This window comes from Klenkia terrae (assembly GCF_900491935.1).
GTDB lineage: Bacteria > Actinomycetota > Actinomycetes > Mycobacteriales > Geodermatophilaceae > Klenkia > Klenkia terrae.
Window position 1 is genome coordinate 1,218,467 of sequence record NZ_UEXK01000004.1, and the last position, 18,193, is coordinate 1,236,659.

At 75.4% G+C, this 18,193-nt stretch carries 15 protein-coding genes; 5 read left to right on the top strand and 10 right to left on the bottom strand.

The features are described from left to right. The first annotated feature begins 10 nt into the window (after positions 1-10). The 3 genes from flhA to LFA75_RS06330 are packed head-to-tail and all read left to right on the top strand — an operon-like array spanning position 11 to position 6,163. Positions 11-2,056 (top strand): flagellar biosynthesis protein FlhA, encoded by a 2,046-nt coding sequence (gene flhA, locus LFA75_RS06320; protein WP_225232832.1) that lies wholly within the window; start codon positions 11-13, stop codon positions 2,054-2,056. After that, positions 2,037-5,930 (top strand): hypothetical protein, encoded by a 3,894-nt coding sequence (locus LFA75_RS06325; RefSeq protein ID WP_225232833.1) that lies wholly within the window; start codon positions 2,037-2,039, stop codon positions 5,928-5,930. The genes flhA and LFA75_RS06325 overlap by 20 nt, the downstream gene beginning before the upstream one ends. Beyond that, a complete protein-coding gene (locus LFA75_RS06330; protein WP_225232834.1) occupies positions 5,927-6,163 on the top strand; it encodes a hypothetical protein in 237 nt (78 codons plus the stop codon). Before LFA75_RS06325 ends, LFA75_RS06330 begins: the two co-directional genes overlap by 4 nt. A 115-nt stretch (positions 6,164-6,278) precedes the next feature. Here LFA75_RS06330 and LFA75_RS06335 read toward each other — a convergent pair whose 3' ends face one another. The 7 genes from LFA75_RS06335 to LFA75_RS06365 form a co-directional block, all read right to left on the bottom strand. Further along, positions 6,279-7,574 (bottom strand): PhoH family protein, encoded by a 1,296-nt coding sequence (locus LFA75_RS06335; RefSeq protein WP_225232835.1) that lies wholly within the window; start codon positions 7,572-7,574, stop codon positions 6,279-6,281. A 215-nt stretch (positions 7,575-7,789) separates the two neighbouring features. Next, a complete protein-coding gene (locus tag LFA75_RS06340; RefSeq protein ID WP_225232836.1) occupies positions 7,790-8,548 on the bottom strand; it encodes an ABC transporter permease in 759 nt (252 codons plus the stop codon). Continuing rightward, positions 8,545-8,919: an ATP-binding protein DrrA1-3 family domain-containing protein gene (locus LFA75_RS06345; protein ID WP_225232837.1), complete on the bottom strand. Its 375-nt coding sequence runs from the start codon at positions 8,917-8,919 to the stop codon at positions 8,545-8,547. The genes LFA75_RS06340 and LFA75_RS06345 overlap by 4 nt, the downstream gene beginning before the upstream one ends. A gap of 82 nt (positions 8,920-9,001) precedes the next feature. Further along, entirely contained in the window at positions 9,002-9,544 is a 543-nt protein-coding gene (locus tag LFA75_RS06350) for an ATP-binding cassette domain-containing protein (RefSeq protein WP_318249966.1), read from the bottom strand. A 22-nt stretch (positions 9,545-9,566) separates the two neighbouring features. Further along, positions 9,567-9,755, bottom strand: a complete 189-nt coding sequence (locus LFA75_RS06355) for a hypothetical protein (RefSeq protein WP_225236016.1) — start codon at positions 9,753-9,755, stop codon at positions 9,567-9,569. After that, a complete protein-coding gene (locus LFA75_RS23800; protein ID WP_263639359.1) occupies positions 9,752-10,966 on the bottom strand; it encodes a DUF885 domain-containing protein in 1,215 nt (404 codons plus the stop codon). The genes LFA75_RS06355 and LFA75_RS23800 overlap by 4 nt, the downstream gene beginning before the upstream one ends. A 22-nt stretch (positions 10,967-10,988) precedes the next feature. Beyond that, positions 10,989-11,768, bottom strand: a complete 780-nt coding sequence (locus tag LFA75_RS06365; RefSeq protein ID WP_225232838.1) for an isoprenyl transferase — start codon at positions 11,766-11,768, stop codon at positions 10,989-10,991. A 128-nt stretch (positions 11,769-11,896) separates the two neighbouring features. Here LFA75_RS06365 and trhA point away from each other — a divergent pair, with 128 nt between their 5' ends. Further along, the gene (gene trhA, locus LFA75_RS06370) at positions 11,897-12,727 is read left to right on the top strand and encodes a PAQR family membrane homeostasis protein TrhA (protein ID WP_225232839.1); all 831 of its coding nucleotides are present in this window, start codon (positions 11,897-11,899) and stop codon (positions 12,725-12,727) included. A 57-nt stretch (positions 12,728-12,784) separates the two neighbouring features. Here the strand turns inward: trhA and LFA75_RS06375 are convergent, their stop codons facing one another. Together LFA75_RS06375 and LFA75_RS06380 are read right to left on the bottom strand one after the other, a co-directional pair. Next, positions 12,785-13,744, bottom strand: a complete 960-nt coding sequence (locus tag LFA75_RS06375) for an HAAS signaling domain-containing protein (RefSeq protein ID WP_225232840.1) — start codon at positions 13,742-13,744, stop codon at positions 12,785-12,787. Continuing rightward, complete coding sequence (locus LFA75_RS06380; RefSeq protein ID WP_225232841.1) at positions 13,741-14,076, bottom strand: PadR family transcriptional regulator; 336 nt, start codon at positions 14,074-14,076, stop codon at positions 13,741-13,743. Before LFA75_RS06380 ends, LFA75_RS06375 begins: the two co-directional genes overlap by 4 nt. Positions 14,077-14,255: 179 nt before the next feature. On the opposite strand from LFA75_RS06380, the gene katG reads away from it, so the two are divergent. Beyond that, positions 14,256-16,499: a catalase/peroxidase HPI gene (katG, locus tag LFA75_RS06385; RefSeq protein WP_225232842.1), complete on the top strand. Its 2,244-nt coding sequence runs from the start codon at positions 14,256-14,258 to the stop codon at positions 16,497-16,499. 22 nt (positions 16,500-16,521) lie between these two features. Here the strand turns inward: katG and LFA75_RS06390 are convergent, their stop codons facing one another. Next, positions 16,522-17,766 (bottom strand): geranylgeranyl reductase family protein, encoded by a 1,245-nt coding sequence (locus LFA75_RS06390; RefSeq protein ID WP_225232843.1) that lies wholly within the window; start codon positions 17,764-17,766, stop codon positions 16,522-16,524. Between the last annotated feature and the right edge of the window lie 427 nt (positions 17,767-18,193).

The following is an 18,193-nucleotide window of genomic DNA, read 5'->3' on the forward strand; positions in this document are numbered from 1 at the left end:
GTGGCTGCCGATGAACAACCACGTGAAGTGGACGAAGGCTGCCGTGCCGATCGGCGTGGTGATGATCGTCCTGATGCTCGTCGTCCCGATGCCGGCGGTGCTGCTGGACCTGCTCATCGGGCTGAACATCGCGGCCTCGCTGCTGATCCTGCTCGTGGCGATGTCGATCAAGCGCCCGCTGGACTTCGCGGTCTTCCCGTCGGCGATCCTCATCGCCACCCTGCTGCGGCTGGCGCTGAACGTCTCCTCCACCCGGCTGGTGCTCTCCGACGGCTACGCCGGCGCGGTCATCGAGGCCTTCGGGAGCTTCGTCATCGGCGGCTCGCTGGTCGTCGGCCTGGTGATCTTCCTGATCCTGGTCGTCATCCAGTTCGTGGTGATCACCAAGGGCGCCGAGCGCGTCGCCGAGGTCGGCGCACGCTTCACCCTGGACGCGATGCCCGGCAAGCAGATGGCCATCGACGCCGACCTGAACGCCGGGCTGATCACCGAGACCCAGGCCCGCCGGCGCCGCGCCGACGTCACCGCCGAGGCCGACTTCTACGGCTCGATGGACGGTGCCAGCAAGTTCGTCAAGGGCGACGCCATCGCCGCGATCATCATCGTGCTGGTCAACCTGGTCGGTGGCCTGGTCATCGGCATGGTGCAGAACGGCCTGAGCGCCGGGGACGCCGTCAGCACCTACTCGCTGCTGGCCGTCGGCGACGGCCTGACCTCGATGGTCCCGGCCCTGCTGCTCTCGACCGCCACCGGCATCGTGGTCACCCGCTCGGCCGCCGACGGCGACCTGGGCTCGGACATGATCGCCCAGCTCGGCCGTACCAAGCAGCCGCTGCGGATCGCCGGCGGCGCGCTGCTCGGCCTCGGGCTGATCCCCGGCCTGCCCAAGTTGCCGTTCCTGCTCACCGGCGCGCTGTTCCTCTTCCTGGCCTCCCGGGTGGACGAGAACCCCCCGGTGGAGGACGAGAACCCCACCCCGGCCGCTGACGAGCCCTCCCCGGACTCCCCGGAGTCGATCGCCGAGAAGATGCGGGTCGACCCGCTGGAGCTCGAGGTCGCCTTCGACCTGGTCGAGCTGGTCGACACCGCCCGCGGCGGGGACCTGCTGGACCGGGTGAAGGCGCTGCGCCGCAAGGTCGCCATGGACACCGGCCTGGTCATCCCCCTGGTCCGCACCCGCGACAACCTGGACCTGCCCGCGTCCCAGTACGTGGTGTGGCTCAACGGCGTCCCGGTCGCCAAGGGGACGTCGCCGGCGGGCACCGTGCTGGCCATCGGGGATTCCCTGGAGGGCCTGCCGGGCAAGCCGACCCGCGAGCCGGTCTTCGGGCTGGCCGCCAAGTGGGTGCCCGCCGAGCTGCAGCGCCAAGCCGAGATGGCCGGCGCGACCGTCGTCGACCGCTCGTCGGTCATCACCACGCACCTGGCCGAGGTCGTGCGCCAGAACGCCGCCCAGCTGCTGGGCCGGGAGGACGTCAAGTTGTTGATGGAGATGGTGCGCCGCTCGCACCCGGTGGTGGTCGAGGAGCTCACCGGGGCCGGCCTGACCCTGGGGCAGGTGCAGCAGGTGCTGCAGGCCCTGCTCGAGGAGGGCGTCTCCGTCCGCGACCTGGTCCGGATCTTCGAGGCGCTGTCGCTGCGGGCCAAGAGCGCCACCGACCTGGACAGCCTGGTCGAGGCCGCCCGCGGCGCGCTGGGCCCGGCGATCAGCCAGCCCTACGTCACCGAGGACGAGAAGCTCTACGTGATGACCCTGGACCCGGGCTTCGAGCAGCGCCTGCTGTCCGCGGTCCGCCAGGGCGAGCAGGGCGCGGTCCTGGCCCTGGACGCCGGTGCGGTCGACGCCCTGGCCCGCGGCGCCAGCGACCTGCTCGACGACGCCGAGAAGCTCGGCATCACCGCCCTGCTGGTCTGCTCCCCCCAGGTCCGCCCGGCCCTGGCCCGGCTCATGCGCCAGGTCGTGGCCCGCTGCACGGTCATCTCCTACGGCGAGGTCAGCCGTACGGCCCAGATCGAGACGATCGGAGTGGTGAACGGTGCCGTCGCACTCGCCTGAAGCGCCGTCCGGGAACACCCGTGACGAGGCCATCGCGGCCGCCCGTGCCGAGTACGGCCCGGGTGTCCGCATCCGCGGCGTCCGCCGGATCCGCAGCGGCGGGGTCGCCGGGTTCTTCAGCCAGGAGCGGTACGTCGCCGACGTCGTGCTGCCCGGCGCCGGGGAGGACGACGCCCGCGTCCCCGTGACCGGCGGCGAGCCCGCCGGTGGCAAGCCGGCCGGTGGCAAGCCCGCCGGTGGAAAGCCGGCCGTCGCGGCCGCCCGCCCCAAGGTGGCCCCGGCCCGCAGCGCCACCCCGACGGTGGTCGCCGAGCTGCCCCGGACCGCCGGCGCCCCCGCCGCCGAGACCGACGGCTGGCCGTCGTCCGGGCTCTCGGTGGACGACCTGCTCGAGGTCGCGCTGCAGGTCCGCGGTGCCCAGCGCACCGCGGCCACTGCTGCGCCGGCCCCGGTCGACCCGGTCGACGAGCTCGCCGAGCTGCTGGGCCCCGGCGGCTCCGACGTCGCGGTCTACTCCCCCACGTCGGTGGCCCGTCCGGCCGGCAAGGCCCGACCGGCCTCCACCCCGCAGCCCGCCCCGGCGCCGGCCGCTCCCCAGCCGGAGCGTCGTCCCCTGGCGACCCGCCGCGCCGAGGAGCCGGTCGAGCCCGCCGCCCCCGCGTGGGAGCGGACCTCCCGGTCCGGGCGACCGACCGCCGACCCGGCGGTGGAGCCCGAGGTCGACAGCGACGCCGGCGGGGCCCCGCCGTCGCCGTTCGCGGCGGCACTGATGCGCGTGGTGACCCAGGACGACGAGGTGCAGGCCGCGGTGGCCGACGCCGAGGAGCACGAGGAGCAGCGGGTGGCCGCCGAGCAGCACGACGTCGCGTCGAGGACGGACAGCGGTGCCCTGGACGACCGGGCCGCCGCCGTGCGGGCCGCCGCCGAGCGCGCCGAGGCCGCGGCCGTGGCCGCCGCCCGGGCCGGCACCACCCCGCCGATCGCGGTCGCCGCGCTGACCGCCGCCCCCGAGGCCCTGGAGGCACCGGCAGCACCGGTGCGCAGCCCCGAGGAGCGACGCGCAGCCGCCCGGGCCCGGGCCGCGGCCCGTCGCAGTGCCCGGCCCGGCCCGGCCGCCTCCGAGCCGTCGACGCCGGAGGTGCCCGTGGCTGCGCCCACCGCTGCCCCGGAGCCGATGTGGGACGCCACCAGCATCATCGAGCTCGCACCCCGGGCCGGCATGCCGGCCGCCGCCCAGCGCCCGCCGGCACCGGCGGTGACCCGGGTGACCGCGGCCCGCGCCGGGGCCGCCCAGCTCCGCGAGGCCGCCATCCGCGCCGCCGGGGAGCTGGCCGAGCGCCAGGTCGCCGAGGTGGGACCGGCTCCCGACCTGCTCGACGACTTCGTCGACGCCGACCTGGCCGCCCAGCGCCCCGCGCAGCCGGCTCAGTCGGCACTGCCGGCTCAGCCCTCCCTCGGTGACCGCGCGGCCCGTCTGCGGTCCGTGCTGGCCGCCGCCACCCCGCCGGCCGACCAGCCCGCCGCCGACCTCCCGGTGCTGGCCGAGGCCGCCCCGGCCCGTCGGACCCTGCCCGCCGTGGCCCCGTCGGCACCCGTCGACACCGCCCGGCACGAGGCCGAGCGCCTCGAGGCCGAGCGGGTCGAGGCCCTACGCGTCGAGGCCCAGCGCATCGAGGACGAGCGGCTCGAGACCCTGCGCATCGAGGCCGAGCGGATGGAGACCGAGCGCGCGGCCGCCCAGGCCGAGGTCCGACGGGTCGCCGCCGAGCAGGCCCAGGCCCGCCGGGCAGCTGCCCAGGCCGCCGCCGCCGAGGCCGCCCGGACCGAGGCACGCCGCATCCAGTCCGAGCTCGCCGAGGCCCGCCGGGTCGCCGCCGAGCAGGCCGCGGCCGAGGACGCCCGCGCCGAGGCCGAGCGCACCGCGGCCGCCGAGGCACGCCGCGCCGTGGCCGAGAAGGCCGCCACCGGGCGTGCCGCGGCCCTGCGCACCGCCGCCGAGAAGGCCGCCGCCCAGCGCGCGGAGGACCAGCGCCGCGCCGCCGCCCAGGCCGAGGCGGACCGCCTCGCCGCCGAGCGGGCCGAGCGGACCGCCGCCGAGCGCGCCGCGGCCACCCAGCGCGCTGCCGTCGAGGAGGAGCGGGCCGCCGCCGAGCGGGCCGCCCGCGAGGCAGCGCAGGCCGAGGCCGCCCAGGCCGAGGCTGCAGAGGTCGAGGCCGCAGCGATCGAGGCCGCCCAGGTCGGGACCGAGCTGCCCTCCCCCGCCGTGGGCGACAGCTCGGAGATCGGCCGGCGCCGGACCCGGGCCGAGCGCCGGGAGGCGGCCGAGCGGGCCCGCGCGGCCGGCACCGTCCACCGCGTCGACGCCCCCGCGCAGGACGACGTCCCCGCGCCCGTCGAGATCGACCCGCTGTGGGGCACCCCGGTGCGCCGTCCCCTGCCCGTCCCGTCGGTCATGCCCGACGGCGGGCGGCACAGCACCGCGACCGGCCTGCAGCCGGCCGTCACCGCCGCCGCCGCGGACGACACGGCCCCCGTGGTCGACGAGCCCCGGCCGATCTACTCGGCCGGTTCCCGGTACGACGAGGTGCTCTTCGGTGCCTCCCGCGGTGCGTCGCGGACCGGTCAGCCCGACCCGCTGGAGGCCCTGCGCGCCGCGGCGCTGGCCGGGGGCGCCGTCACCGGCCGCCGTCGCCGCGCCGAGGAGGCCGGCCGGCACCGGACCCTGCCCACCCAGGTCGACCTGCCCGTGGTCGGGGCCGCCCGGTTGACCGCCCTCGACGACCCGGCCGAGGCGACCTCGGGGTTCATCGAGTCGCTGCAGGCCGTGGCCGACAGCGAGTTCGCCGAGGCGCCCGCGCAGGCCGCCGAGGTCTCCGACGTGCTCGTGCAGGAGATGGCCCACGAGATGGCCGCCGGCATGGCCGAGGAGCTGGCCCGGACGGCCAGCGACCCCTCGCCGGTCGCCGACGCCACCTCGGTGCTGGCGTCGCTGAGCGCCGTCCTGCCCGCGGCGGCCCCCCGGGTCCGCGGCCAGCGCCCGCCGGTGCCGGCCGGGTCGGCGACCCGGTCCCGGGTGCTGCCGCCGCACCCCTCCACCCGGATGCGCGGCACCCGGGTGGACGCCGTGGACGCCGTCGACGCCGGCGGTGCCGGCCAGGGCTGGGCCACCATCACCCACCTTAACCGCGGCACCGACGGCCCGGCCGAGGGCGGACCCGCCGGGCTCGCCGCCCTGGGGGTCCCCCCGTCGGTGCTCGGCGCGGACTTCGCCGCCGAGGCCTCCCGCCGGGGCACCTTCGCCGCCCTCGCCTCGGCCCTGGGCCGGGCGCTGCCCGCCGCCCCGGCCATCCCGTCCGAGCCGGGCGACGTCCTGGTCGTGGTCGGTCCCGGCGCCGAGGCGCTGGGCGCCGCCCGCGCCCTCGCCGTCGCGCTGCGGCTGGACCCCTCCCGGGTGCTGTGGTGCACGCGCGGCCCGCTGGCCGGGCTGGCCGCCGCCGACGCCCAGATCTCCGGTGCCGCCGCGGCCACCGAGGTCCGGGCGCTGCTGACCGGCTCCGACGTGCCCACCGTGGTCGCCGTCGACGTCCCGCTCGGGGACGCCGGCGGGGCCCGGGCGGCGCAGATGGTGCAGGCATGGGACGCCCCCGCCGTCTGGGGCGTCCTGGACTCCACCCGCAAGCCCGCCGCCCTGCGCAGCTGGCTGGCCGGCCTGCCCCGGGTCGACGCGGTCGTGGTCACCGACACCGACTCCGCACCCGACCCGGCCGCGCTGCTCGAGGGCCTGCCCGTGCCGGTCGCCGTCGTCGACGGCGCCCGGGCCACCCCGCACCGCTGGGCCGCTCTGCTCTGCGAGCGGCTGGCCGGGCGGCGATGAGCCCGCTGCGCTGGGACGTCCTCGGCGCAGCCCTGCTCTTCGCCGTCCCGGTCCTGCTGCTGGGTGCGACGGGCGTGCTGGACCCCGACGACGTGCTCGACCGGTTGCCCTGGTGCCTGCTGGCCGGGTGGGTGGCCAGCAGCCTGCTGCGCGCGGTCTTCCCGGCGCCCAAGCCGGAACCGCAGCGGCGCCGGCGCCGCCGTCCGGCCGCCGAGGAACCCGCCGACGCCTGACGCCGGCCCGCGGGCGTGGATCAGCTGGGTTCAGCAGAGTCCGTCCTGGCTCACCGACGCCGGTGAGCCAGGACGGAGTTCGATCAGCTGAGCTGATCCACGCCGGGACGCTGCCCTAGAAGGGGATGTCCTCGAGCATCTCGGTGACCAACGCGGCGATCGGCGAGCGCTCGGACCGGGTCAGCGTCACGTGGGCGAAGAGCGGGTGGCCCTTGAGCGCCTCGATCACCGCGGTGACGCCGTCGTGCCGACCGACCCGCAGGTTGTCCCGCTGCGCCACGTCGTGGGTGAGCACCACCCGGGAGTTGGTGCCCAGCCGGGACAGCACGGTCAGCAGGACGCCGCGCTCCAGCGACTGCGCCTCGTCGACGATGACGAACGAGTCGTGCAGCGAGCGGCCGCGGATGTGGGTCAGCGGGAGCACCTCGATCAGCCCGCGGGCCAGCACCTCGGTGAGCACGTCGCTGCTCACCAGCGCACCCAGGGTGTCGAAGACCGCCTGCGCCCAGGGCGCCATCTTCTCGCCCTCGGAGCCGGGCAGGTAGCCCAGCTCCTGGCCGCCGACGGCGTACAGCGGCCGGAAGATGACCACCTTCTTGTGCGCCCGCCGCTCCATCACCGACTCCAGCCCCGCGCACAGCGCCAGCGCCGACTTGCCGGTCCCGGCCCGGCCGCCCATCGAGACGATGCCGATCTCGGGGTCCAGCAGCAGGTCCAGCGCGATCCGCTGCTCGGCCGAGCGGCCGTGCAGGCCGAAGGCCTCGCGGTCCCCGCGCACCAGCTTCACGTGCTTGTCGGCGGTCACCCGGCCCAGCGCCGAGCCGCGGGAGGAGAGCAGGACCAGCCCGGTGTGGGTGGGCAGCTCGGCGGCCGCGGGCACGAACAGGGTGCCCCCGTCGTAGAGCACCGAGATCTCGTCGTCGGTCAGCGACAGCTCGGCCATCCCGGTCCAGCCGGCGTCCACCGCCCCCAGGCCGCGGTACTCGTCGGTGTCCAGGCCGACCGCTGCCGCCTTGACCCGCAGCGGGACGTCCTTGGTCACCAGGCACACGTCCCGGCCCTCGGCCCGCAGGTTCAGCGCGACGACCATGATCCGGCTGTCGTTGCTGTCGTTGCGGAACCCGGCCGGCAGCACCGAGGCGTCGGAGTGGTTGAGCTCGACGTGCAGCGTGCCGCCCTCGTCGCCGATCGGGATCGGGGCGTCCAGCCGGCCGTGCTGCACCCGCAGGTCGTCCAGCATCCGCAGGGTCTGCCGGGCGAACCAGCCCAGTTCGGGGTGGTGCCGCTTCTCCTCCAGCTCGCCGATCACCACGAGGGGGACGACGACGTCGTGCGCGCCGAAGCGGGCCAGCGCGCCCGGGTCGGACAGCAGGACGGAGGTGTCGAGGACGTACGTGCGGCGGTTGGTCACGAGTCGACTCCTGGAGGGCGCTGGACGCGCCCCGCATCGAAGGTGGCCGGGCCCCGGCGCAGAGGCCGTGGACCGGCCCCCCTGGTCGACAGCTCGCATCGGACCAACCGGGCCTCCCGTGTCCGGGGAGTCGGGCTCCCCTGACACCCCGGACGCTAGGCCGCCGAGATGTCCGGCGGGTGACTTCCGGCCAACTCCTCACCCCGGCGTGTCGGTCAGCCGGACTCCTTGCGGAACTGCGACGTGCCGTACCAGGCACCCAACCCGGCCAGGACGACGGTGAACAGCGCACCCCAGCCGACGTCGGGCGCACCGAAGTCCCCGGCGAACAGCGACCGGGCGCCGTCCACGATGTGGCTGAACGGCACGACGTCCGACACCGCCTGCAGCCAGCCCGGCGCCAGCGTCATCGGCAGCAGGATCCCCGACAGCAGCACGACCGGGAACAGCACGGTGTTCAGCAGCGGGGCGAAGGCGTCCTCGCTCTTCAGCGTCAGGGCCAGCGCGTAGGACACCGCGGCCAGCGACCCGCCGAGGACGGCGACCAGCACGATCGTGAGGACGACGCCGCCCACCGACGCGTCCAGCCCGAACGGCACGGCGACCAGCACCAGCACCACGCCCTGGACGGCGAGCACCAGCACGTCGCGCAGCACCCGGCCCAGCAGCAGCGCGGCCCGGGGGGCCGGGCTGACCCGCTGGCTCTCGATGACGCCGGCCCGGTACTCCGCGATCAGGCTGAACCCGACGAACGCCGAGCCGAACAGGCCCAGCTGCACCAGGATCCCGGGCACGAAGACCTGGTAGGCGTTGGCCCCGCCGAGCTGGCCGGCGATCGGCTCGAGCAGCGGGCCGAACAGCACGATGTAGAGCACCGGCTGCATGAGGCTGATGACCAGCCAGGCCGGGTTGCGCAGCGAGGTGCGCATCGCCCGGACGAAGACCGTGCCGGTGTCGCGGAGCATGGTGCTCATCGGGCGGGCTCCTGCTGGGGGGCGGGCTCGGCCGGGTGCTCGCCGTCGCGCAGCGAGCGACCGGTGACGGTCAGGAAGACGTCGTCCAGGCTGGGCCGGCGGCTCTCCACCCCGGCGACCTCGATGCCGGCGGCGTCCAGGTCGCGGAGCAGGGCGACCAGCGCCGACCCGCCGGCCGGCACCCGGCAGCTGACCCGGTCCCCGTCGACGGTCGGTGCCTCGGCCCCGGGCAGCGCGCCCATCCGGCCGGCGACCTCGGCGGCGAGGTCGGCGCGCGGCACGGTGACGGTGAGCAGGTCGCCGCCCACCGAGCTCTTCAACTCGTCAGGGGTGCCGCTGGCCACGATGGCGCCCTTGTCGATGACCAGCACGCGGTCGCACAGCGCGTCGGCCTCGTCCAGGTAGCAGAAGGACCCTGCTGCCCCCCACCCCTCGCAAGCTCGGCGCGGGCCCCTACAGCAGGGCCGGCCGCGCCTGCGGGTCCAGCCCGGTGGTCGGCTCGTCCAGGAAGACCAGACCGGGGACGTGCACCAGGCCCATCGCGATGTCCAGGCGACGGCGCTGGCCACCGGACATGGCCTTGGGCTGGCGCTCCCACAGGCCCTCGAGGTCCAGCTCGGTGAACAGCCGCTTCCCGCGCTCGGTGGCCTCGGCGGTGCTGACGCCGTAGAGCCGGGCGTGGGAGACCAGCTCCTCGCCGGCCCGGTTCTCCGGGGCGGTCGAGCCGGCCTGGGACACGTAGCCGATCCGGCGGCGCACCCCGACCGGGTCGGTGAGCAGGTCGCAGCCGGCCACGGTGGCCGTGCCCGCGGTGGGCGTCAGCAGCGTGGTCAGCATCCGCATGGTGGTGGTCTTGCCGGCCCCGTTGGGTCCGAGGAACCCGACGATCTCGCCGGCCTCGACGTCCAGGTCGACGCCGGCCACGGCCTTGACCTCGCTGGCCTGCTTGCCCCGCTTCTTGCGGAAGGTGCGGGACAGCCCGCGCGCGTGGATCACGCGGGGAGTGTCCTCCCCCGGCTCAGCGCGGTCGAGCGTTTTCCGACCGGCGCGGCCGCAGCGCCACCGCCGCCCACAGCACCGGGACGGCGAGCACCGGCCACTGCAGCGACAGGTCGCCGACCCAGAGCAACCCGACGACGAGGAACACCAGCAGGCAGGCCGCGCTCCACAGCCCGAGAACCCGCTTCTCCCCCGCGGTGTGCCTCACCCGGTCAGCTCGGCGGTGATCCGCCCCGGGGTGAGGGGCTCGTCGAGCAGCCGGAGGAACCGGTCGGCCACCGGCTGCCCGGCCGGTCGCGCACCCAGCCAGCGGGCCAGCAGGTCGTAGCCCTCGACGTAGGTGGTGATGTAGGCCCGCCACAGCGGGTGGGTCAGGAAGCGCAGCTGCTGGGTCGCGCGGTCCTGGCTGACCAGCGACCAGCGCTGCAGGTGCGCGGTGACCGCGTCGCTGCCCAGACCCTGGTCGTGCAGCATGACCGCGGCGTCCTGGCGCACGCGGTTCAGCGGGGCCGCCGCGGCGGCGATCCGCTCGGCCAGCTCGCCGTCCAGCCGCAGCCCCAGGTCGGCCAGCACCTCGGCGGCCCAGGGGCCCCACCCAGCACCCACCGCGGCCTCCAGGCCCAGGTCGGCCAGCCCCTCGGCCATCAGGCACTCGGGGGTGTTGACCAGGAACACCGTGTGCTCCAGGTGGTCGTCGCGCCGGACCAGGCCCAGCTCCTTGCGGCAGTGCTCGGTGTGGTGCCCCGGGTAGGACTCGTGCGCGACCAGGTGCGGCAGCTGGCTCATCCGGTGCGGCAGGTCGGCGTTGATCGCCACCCGCGAGCGGAACTCGCCCTCGTAGTAGTTGAAGCCCGACCACGGCTTGTCGGTGACCACCTCGTACTGCACCGTCTCTGCCTCGGGCAGCCCGTAGGCCGCCCGCGCCCGGTCGCGCAGCGCGCTGGACAGCGCGTGGACGGCGGACTCCAGCGACGCCGGCGGGCACTCCTCGCGGCGGCGGTGCTGGGCGTACCGCTCGGCCAGGCTGCCCGAGCCGGGCAGCAGCTCCTCCAGCTCGGCGTGCGCGGCGGCGTAGTCGGCCGGGTCGCCGAGCTCGACGTCGACCTGGAAGTAGGCGCGGACCTCCTCGCGGTAGCCGACCGGCTCGCCGGCCATCGTCCGGGCGGTGCACTCCAGGGCGGTCAGCTGGGCGCGGAGGTGCGCGACCCGGTCGGCCGGCAGGTCGGTGGAGTCCAGCTCGCGCAGCAGACCGCGGGCCTGGTTGCGCAGCAGCTGCGGGGTGGGCGCGGGCTCGTCGGCGACCGCGGCCCGGATCCGCCGGTCGCCGGTGTAGGCGTCGACGAAGCCCTCCTCGAGCCGGTCGAAGCGCAGCCCGAGACGGACGTACTCCAGCGGGACGTCGACCGCGTCGGTGAGCATGCCGCCAGTCTCCCAGCCGGTCTCAGCCGCCGAAGCGGCGCTGCCGGGCGGCGTAGTCGCGCAGCGCCCGCAGGAAGTCCACCCGCCGGAACTCGGGCCAGTAGACGTCGGTGAAGTAGAACTCCGAGTGCGCGGTCTGCCAGAGCAGGAACCCGGACAGCCGCTGCTCCCCGCTGGTCCGGATGACCAGGTCGGGGTCGGGCTGGCCGCGGGTGTAGAGGTGCCCGGCGATGTGCTCGACGTCCAGGGTCTCCACGAGCTCGGGCAGCGTCGTCCCCCGCTCGGCGTGCTCGGCCAGCAACGAGCGGACCGCGTCGGCGATCTCGCGCCGCCCGCCGTAGCCGACCGCGAGGTTGACGTAGGCGCCCGACCGGCCGCGGGTGTCCTCCTCCGCCTGCTTGAGCACCGCCGCGGTCTCGGCCGGCAGCAGGCCCAGCGCGCCGACCGCGTTGAGCTCCCAGCGCCGGTCGGGACCCGACAGGTCGGCGGCGACACCCTCGATGATCCGCAGCAGCGGCGTCAGCTCCGGCTCGGGGCGGGCCAGGTTGTCGGTGGACAGCAGGAACAGGGTCACCACCTCGACCCCGGTCTCGTCGCACCAGCCGAGGAAGTCCACGATCTTGTCCGCACCGCGCCGGTGGCCGTCGTTGACGTCGTCCAGGCCGGTCGCCCGGGCCCACCGCCGGTTGCCGTCGACGATCACGCCGACGTGCCGGGGGGCCGCGCTGCGGTCCAGCCGGCGGACCAGTCGGCGCTCGTACAGCGCCGTCAACGCCTCACGCACCTGCTCGCGGGCCCCCACGGAAGGTCACCCTAGGACCACGGCGGGCACACAGGGAGGGCCGGACGGCGTCGGACCTCACAGCACCCCCGGCAGCCTCACAGCCACCGCGGCTGTCGCCGGCCCGGCCACGGCCTTAACCTCGGTGCATGAGCGTGCCGAGCCGATCGACGGAGACCGTCCGGGTGTCCTCCGACGGGACCGAGCTCGAGGCACCGCCCGGCCAGGCGGTGACCACGGTCCTCGCCGAGGGCGAGCAGGTCGAGGCCGTCCGCCCCGCCGGGGAGTGGCAGGACAGCGACTACGGCGACCCCGACTTCGACCACCCCGACACCCGCCCGCGGCTGCGCGGCTGGCTGCACCTGTTCGCCGCCTTCGGCTCGGTGCTGGCCGGCGCGGTGCTCATCCCGCTGGCCTGGGTGCACGGCGGCGTGCGGGCCGGGCTGCCGGTCTCGCTGTACTGCCTGACCATCCTCGGGCTGTTCGGGATCAGCGCGGCCTACCACCGCCGCCGCTGGTCACCGCGCGGGTGGAAGCTCATGAAGCGGCTCGACCACTCGATGATCTTCCTGTTCATCGCCGGCACCTACACGCCCTTCGCCGCCCTGTCGGTGCCCTACCCGACCAACTGGTGGATCTTCGGCATCGTCTGGACCGGCGCCCTGGCCGGGATGTCGCTCAAGCTCGTCTGGCCGACCGCACCGCGCTGGCTCGGCGTCCCGATCTACATCGCGCTGGGCTGGGTCGCGGTGTTCGTGCTCGGCGACATCCTCGACCTGGCCGGGGTCACCGCCATGGTGCTGCTGGCCGCGGGCGGGCTGCTCTACACGGTCGGTGCGGTCACCTACGCGATCAAGAAGCCCAACCCGTGGCCCGGCGTCTTCGGCTACCACGAGGTGTTCCACGCGATGACGATCGTGGCCGCCACCTGCCACTACATCGCCGTCTACTTCGCCATCTTCAACAGCCCCTTCCTGTAGGGCCACGGTTCTCCCCACCACTCGCGAGCTCGCGGCGGGCCCCTGAACCGGGCCTGCCTACGGCGTCGGCACCGCCGGGTCAGCTGCGGGCGGGGTCGGCGTCGGCAGCGGGACCTCGGTCTCCTGCGCGTTGCCGTACTGGTCGTACGCAGTGACCACCTGAGCCTGCGGGTAGGCGTTGTCCGGCTGGGCCGGCCCGCTCTGCGGGCGCACCTCGCTGCCGTCGATGGTGTAGGTCGACAGGTTGTCGATCGGGCGGCCGTCCTGGTCGTAGAGGAGGACCCCGGTCAGCGGCTCGCCGTCCGGGCCGTACGGGACGATGTTGGTGATCGGCGTCCCGTCCTCGTGGGTCAGCGTGGTCGGCCCGGTGTCGTAGGAGACCTCGGAGGCGTAGTCCGGGGACGGCGCGGCGGCGACCAGGCCCACCGTCGCCACCAGCGCGCAGACCGCCAGGACCAGGTTGGCGGCGGCGGTCGCGTGGGTCAGCGGCGTCCCGGCCGCGCGGGTGCGCAGGCCCCAGCGGACCGACCAGGCCACCGCCCCGGCCGTGACCAGCCACCCGATGACCCCCAGCCCCAGGGTCGGCAGCGGCAGGTCCACCGGGCCGGTGAACACCGCGTCGACGGCCGCCACGGCCGCCCAGCCGCGGACCACCCACCAGGCCGGCCGCAGCTCGGGCAGGAACTCCCGGACGGCGACGACGGCCGAGTGGTCGCCGTACCGCTCGCGCAGCCGCTCGATGAGCCCCCGCCGGGCGGTGCCGGTCGGTGCGTCGGGCGTCGTCTCCGGCAGGCCGGCCGCCCGGCGCAGCTCCGCGGCGTAGTCGGCCGGGGACCCCAGTCGGTCGGTCAGCGGGCCGGGGGTCTCCGCGGCGACCTCGACCAGGTGCTCCTCCAGGTCCTCGAGCAGCTCCTCCAGCCGGGCGGCGGGCACGTCGGCGAGGGCCTCGCGGACCTGCCGGGCGTAGGCCGCGACCTCCGGGTCGGTGGTCGTCTGCGTGCCGGTCGGTGCGCTCATGCCGCCACCTGGGCCTTCCCGGCGAGCAGTGCCGCCATCGTGTCCGCGAACCCCGACCAGGTCTTGGTCGACGTCTCCAGCTGGGCGCGGCCCGAGGCGTTCAGGCCGTAGTACTTGCGGTGCGGTCCCTCCACGGAGGGGACGACGTAGGAGGTGAGGTGCCCGGCGGCGTACAGCCGGCGCAGGGTGCCGTAGACCGACGCGTCGCCGACGTCCTCCAGGCCACCCGCGCGCAGCCGCCGGACGACGTCGTAGCCGTAGCCGTCCTCGCCGTCGAGCACGGCCAGCACGGCGAGGTCCAGCACCCCCTTGAGCAACTGCGTGGTGTCCATGCGCCCTCCGGGCCTCGTCGGTGGATCGCACACTACCGCGCACCGCGCACTACCCCGGACACGCAGGTACCGGTGTGTCGGAACCCGACCGTCCCGTCGCGGCGTTCCCCGCCAACCCCGACGATCATCGAGGGCCGCCGCGCGGCCCGCACCGGACGCTCGAGGAGAGGGCAACCACCATGACCCAGTACGCCGAGTACGACGACGTCCTCGAGGGGAAGTGCCCGTTCGGCGGGAACACCCTCGGCGGCGCGCAGACCTCAGCCCCGACGCTGTCGGACTGGTACCCCCAGCGCCTGCGGGTCGAGCAGCTGCACCGCGACGGCGCGGCCGCCAACCCGCTGTCCGACGAGGACTACGCGGCCGCGTTCGCCACGGTCGACCTGCCCGCCCTCAAGGCCGAGATCACGCAGTTCCTCACCACCTCGGTGCCCTGGTGGCCCTCGGACTACGGCAACTACGGGCCGCAGATGATCCGGATGGCCTGGCACTCGGCCGGCACCTACCGGATCGCCGACGGCCGCGGCGGCGCCGGGCAGGCGATGCAGCGGTTCGCCCCGATCAGCAGCTGGTGGGACAACGGCAACACCGACAAGTCCCGCCGCCTGCTGTGGCCGATCAAGCAGCGGTACGGCGCGGCGATCTCCTGGGCGGACCTGATCGTGCTGACCGGCAACTGCGCGCTGGAGATCATGGGCTTCCCGACCTACGGCTTCGCCGGTGGACGGCGGGACGCCTGGGAGGCCGACGACGCCACCTACTGGGGCCCCGAGCACATCGACATGACCGCCCCGAGCTCCTACGACGACATGGTCAGCCGCGACCAGCGGTGGACCGGGTCGCCCGGGGACGCCGACTACGAGCTGCAGCAGCCGCTCGCCGCCTCGCACCAGGCGCTGATCTACGTCAACCCCGAGGGCCCGGAGGCGAACGGCGACCCGGCGGCCTCGGCCGTGGACATCCGCATCACCTTCGGTCGGATGGCGATGGACGACGAGGAGACCGTCGCGCTGATCGCCGGCGGGCACGCCTTCGGCAAGAGCCACGGCCAGGTGGCCGCCGCCCGGATCGGCGCGCCGCCGGAGAACGCCCCGATGGAGGCCATGGGCCTGGGCTGGCACAACCCCCAGGGCGCCGGCAACGGCGCGGACACCATGACCAACGGCATCGAGGGCTCCTGGACGCCGGACCCCACGACCTGGGACAACGCCTACCTGGAGAACCTGTTCGGCCACGAGTGGGAGCAGACCCGCAGCCCCGCGGGGGCCCTGCAGTGGACCCCGGCCGACCCGGCCGCGCCGCGCACCCCCGACGCGCACCGCCCGGGCGTCGAGCACCCGCTGATGATGATGACCAGCGACATCGCGCTCAAGGTCGACCCGGTCTACCGGGAGATCTGCCAGCGGTTCCTGGCCGACTTCGACGCCTTCACCCTGGCGTTCTCCAAGGCCTGGTACAAGCTCACGCACCGCGACATGGGTCCCAAGGCCCGCTACCTGGGGCCCGAGGTGCCGGCCGACGACCTGCCCTGGCAGGACCCGCTGCCCGCGCCCACCGGCACCCCGCTGGGCGCCGACGACGTCGCCCGGCTGGCCCAGGCGGTCCGCGACACCGGCCTGAGCACCTCCGACCTGGCCTACACCGCCTTCTCCGCCGCGGTCACCTACCGCGACAGCGACAAGCGCGGCGGCGCCAACGGCGCCCGGCTGGCGCTGGCCCCGCAGAAGGACTGGGTGGTCAACCGGCGCACCGTGCCGGTGGTCGCCGCGCTCCGCGAGGTGGCCTCCCGGGGCGGCGCCAGCCTGGCCGACGTGGTCGTGCTGGCCGGGTGCGTGGCGGTCGAGGACGCCGCCCGCGCCGCCGGGCACGACGTCCGGGTGCCCTTCACGCCGGGCCGGGTGGACGCCACCCAGGAGCAGACCGACGTCCCGACGTTCGAGTGGCTGGCCCCGCTGGCCGACGGCTTCCGCAACTACACCCAGCCCGACCTCGCCGAGGTGACGTCGGTGTCCCCGGAGCAGCTGTTCCTGGACAAGGCCGACCTCCTGGGGCTCAGCGCACCGGAGTGGGTGGCGCTCACCGGTGGCCTGCGCGCGCTGGGCTGCAACCACGACGGGTCGTCCACCCTGACCGACCGGGTCGGCGTCCTGACCCCGGACTTCTTCGGCACGGTGCTCAGCCCCGACCTGCGGTGGCGTGCGCTGGAGGAGGCCGGCACCCAGTTCGCCCTCGACGACGTCGACACCGGTGCGCAGGTGCACCGGGCCACCCGGCACGACCTGGTGTTCGGCGCCAACGCCCAGCTGCGTGCCGTCGCCGAGGTCTACGCCAGCCGCGACGGCGAGGCCCGGTTCGTCCGGGACTTCGTCGCCGCCTGGGACAAGGTGATGATGGCCGACCGGTACGACGTGCGGGCCGGCTGACCGCGAGGGCCTGCGCGCCGGTTCAGCCGGCGCGCAGGTCCGCGGCCGGGAACGGGGGGCGGTGGTCCAGCTTCACCGACAGCCGGCCGGCGGTGCGCCAGGCGCGGGCGGTCAGGTCGCGGTCCTCGTCGGTCACCAGGTTGCCCATGACCCGCAGCGCGACGGTCATCAGCACGCGCGAGCGCATGCCCACGGGTCCCGCCGCCGGCAGCAGCCGCGGCAGGGTGAGCAGCCCGGCCAGCCGGCGGGCGATGGAGAACGCCTCGCCGTAGTGCCGGCGCAGGGTGGCGGGCCACGCCAGCGACCAGTCGTCCTCGTCCAGCAGCCCGGCCAGGGTCCGGCCGGTCTCCATGCCGTAGTCGATGCCCTCGCCGTTGAGCGGGTTCACGCAGCCGGCGGCGTCGCCGACCAGCGCCCAGTTGCGGCCGGCCACCCCGGACACCGCACCGCCCATGGGCAGCAGGGCCGAGGCCTTGGCCCGCACGTCGCCGGTCAGCTGCCACTCCTCGCGGCGGCCGTCGGCGTAGAAGTCCAGCAGCGGCTTGAGCTGCACGCCGGCCGGCCGCTTGGCCGTGGCCAGGGTGCCCACGCCGATGTTGACCTCGCCGTCGGACAGCGGGAACACCCAGCCGTAGCCGCTGAGCAGCTCGCCCTGGGTGCCGCGCAGCTCCAGGTGGCTGGAGATCCACGGGTCGTCGCTGCGGGCGCTGGTGACGTAGCCGCGGGCGGCGACGCCGTAGGCGGTCTCCCGGTGCCACTCCCGGCCCAGCACCCGGCCCAGCGGGGAGCGCACGCCGTCGGCGACGACCAGCTTGCGGCAGGCCACGGTGCGACCGTCCTCGAACACGACGGCCGACACCCGGTCGCCGTCGCGCTGCACGTCGACGGCGCGGGCGCCCTCCATGGCGGTGGCCCCGTCGTCCAGGGCGACCTGCCGGATCTTGGCGTCCAGCTCGGTGCGCGGGACGGCGCTGCCGTGGTCGGGGAGGGTCCCGCCCGGCCAGGGCAGCAGCAGCTCCTGGCCGAAACCGGCGGCCCGCAGGCCGCGGTTGGTCCCGTGCGCGCGCACCCACTCCCCCAGGCCGAGGTGGTCGAGCTCGGCGACCGCGCGGGGGGTCAGGCCGTCGCCGCAGGTCTTGTCCCGCGGGAAGACCGCGGCGTCGGCGAGGACGACGTCGTGCCCGGCGCGGGCGGCCCAGGCGGCGGCGGCCGACCCGGCCGGCCCGGCGCCGACGACCAGGACGTCGGTGCTCTCGGGGGTGGTCACCCCCCCAGTCTCCCCGGCGGGGCGATCGAGGGGGTGACCACGGTGCGAGACCTGCCGCTCAGCCGGGACTCAGCCCAGCTTCGGGCCCTGGGCGCGGACCTCCTCGACGGACTGCATGGCCTCGCGCAGCTGGGTCAGCCACTCGTCGGCGTGCTGGCCGACCAGCCGCACCGACCACACCAGGGCGTCCGAGCGCGAGCGGGCCACCCCGGCGTCGACGAGGGTGTCCAGCACCAGCCGCTCGGACTGCCGCAGCCGGGTCATGACCGGCGCCGAGACCGTGGTGAACAGCTCGGTGACGTCACCGCAGCGGGCTCCCCAGGACACGGTGCGCCCGAAGCGCTCCTGGGCCGCCTCGGCGACCTCGACCCGGCGGGCGCGGGTGTCCTCGCGGAACCGGGCGATCCGGCCCGAGCGGGCGGCGTCG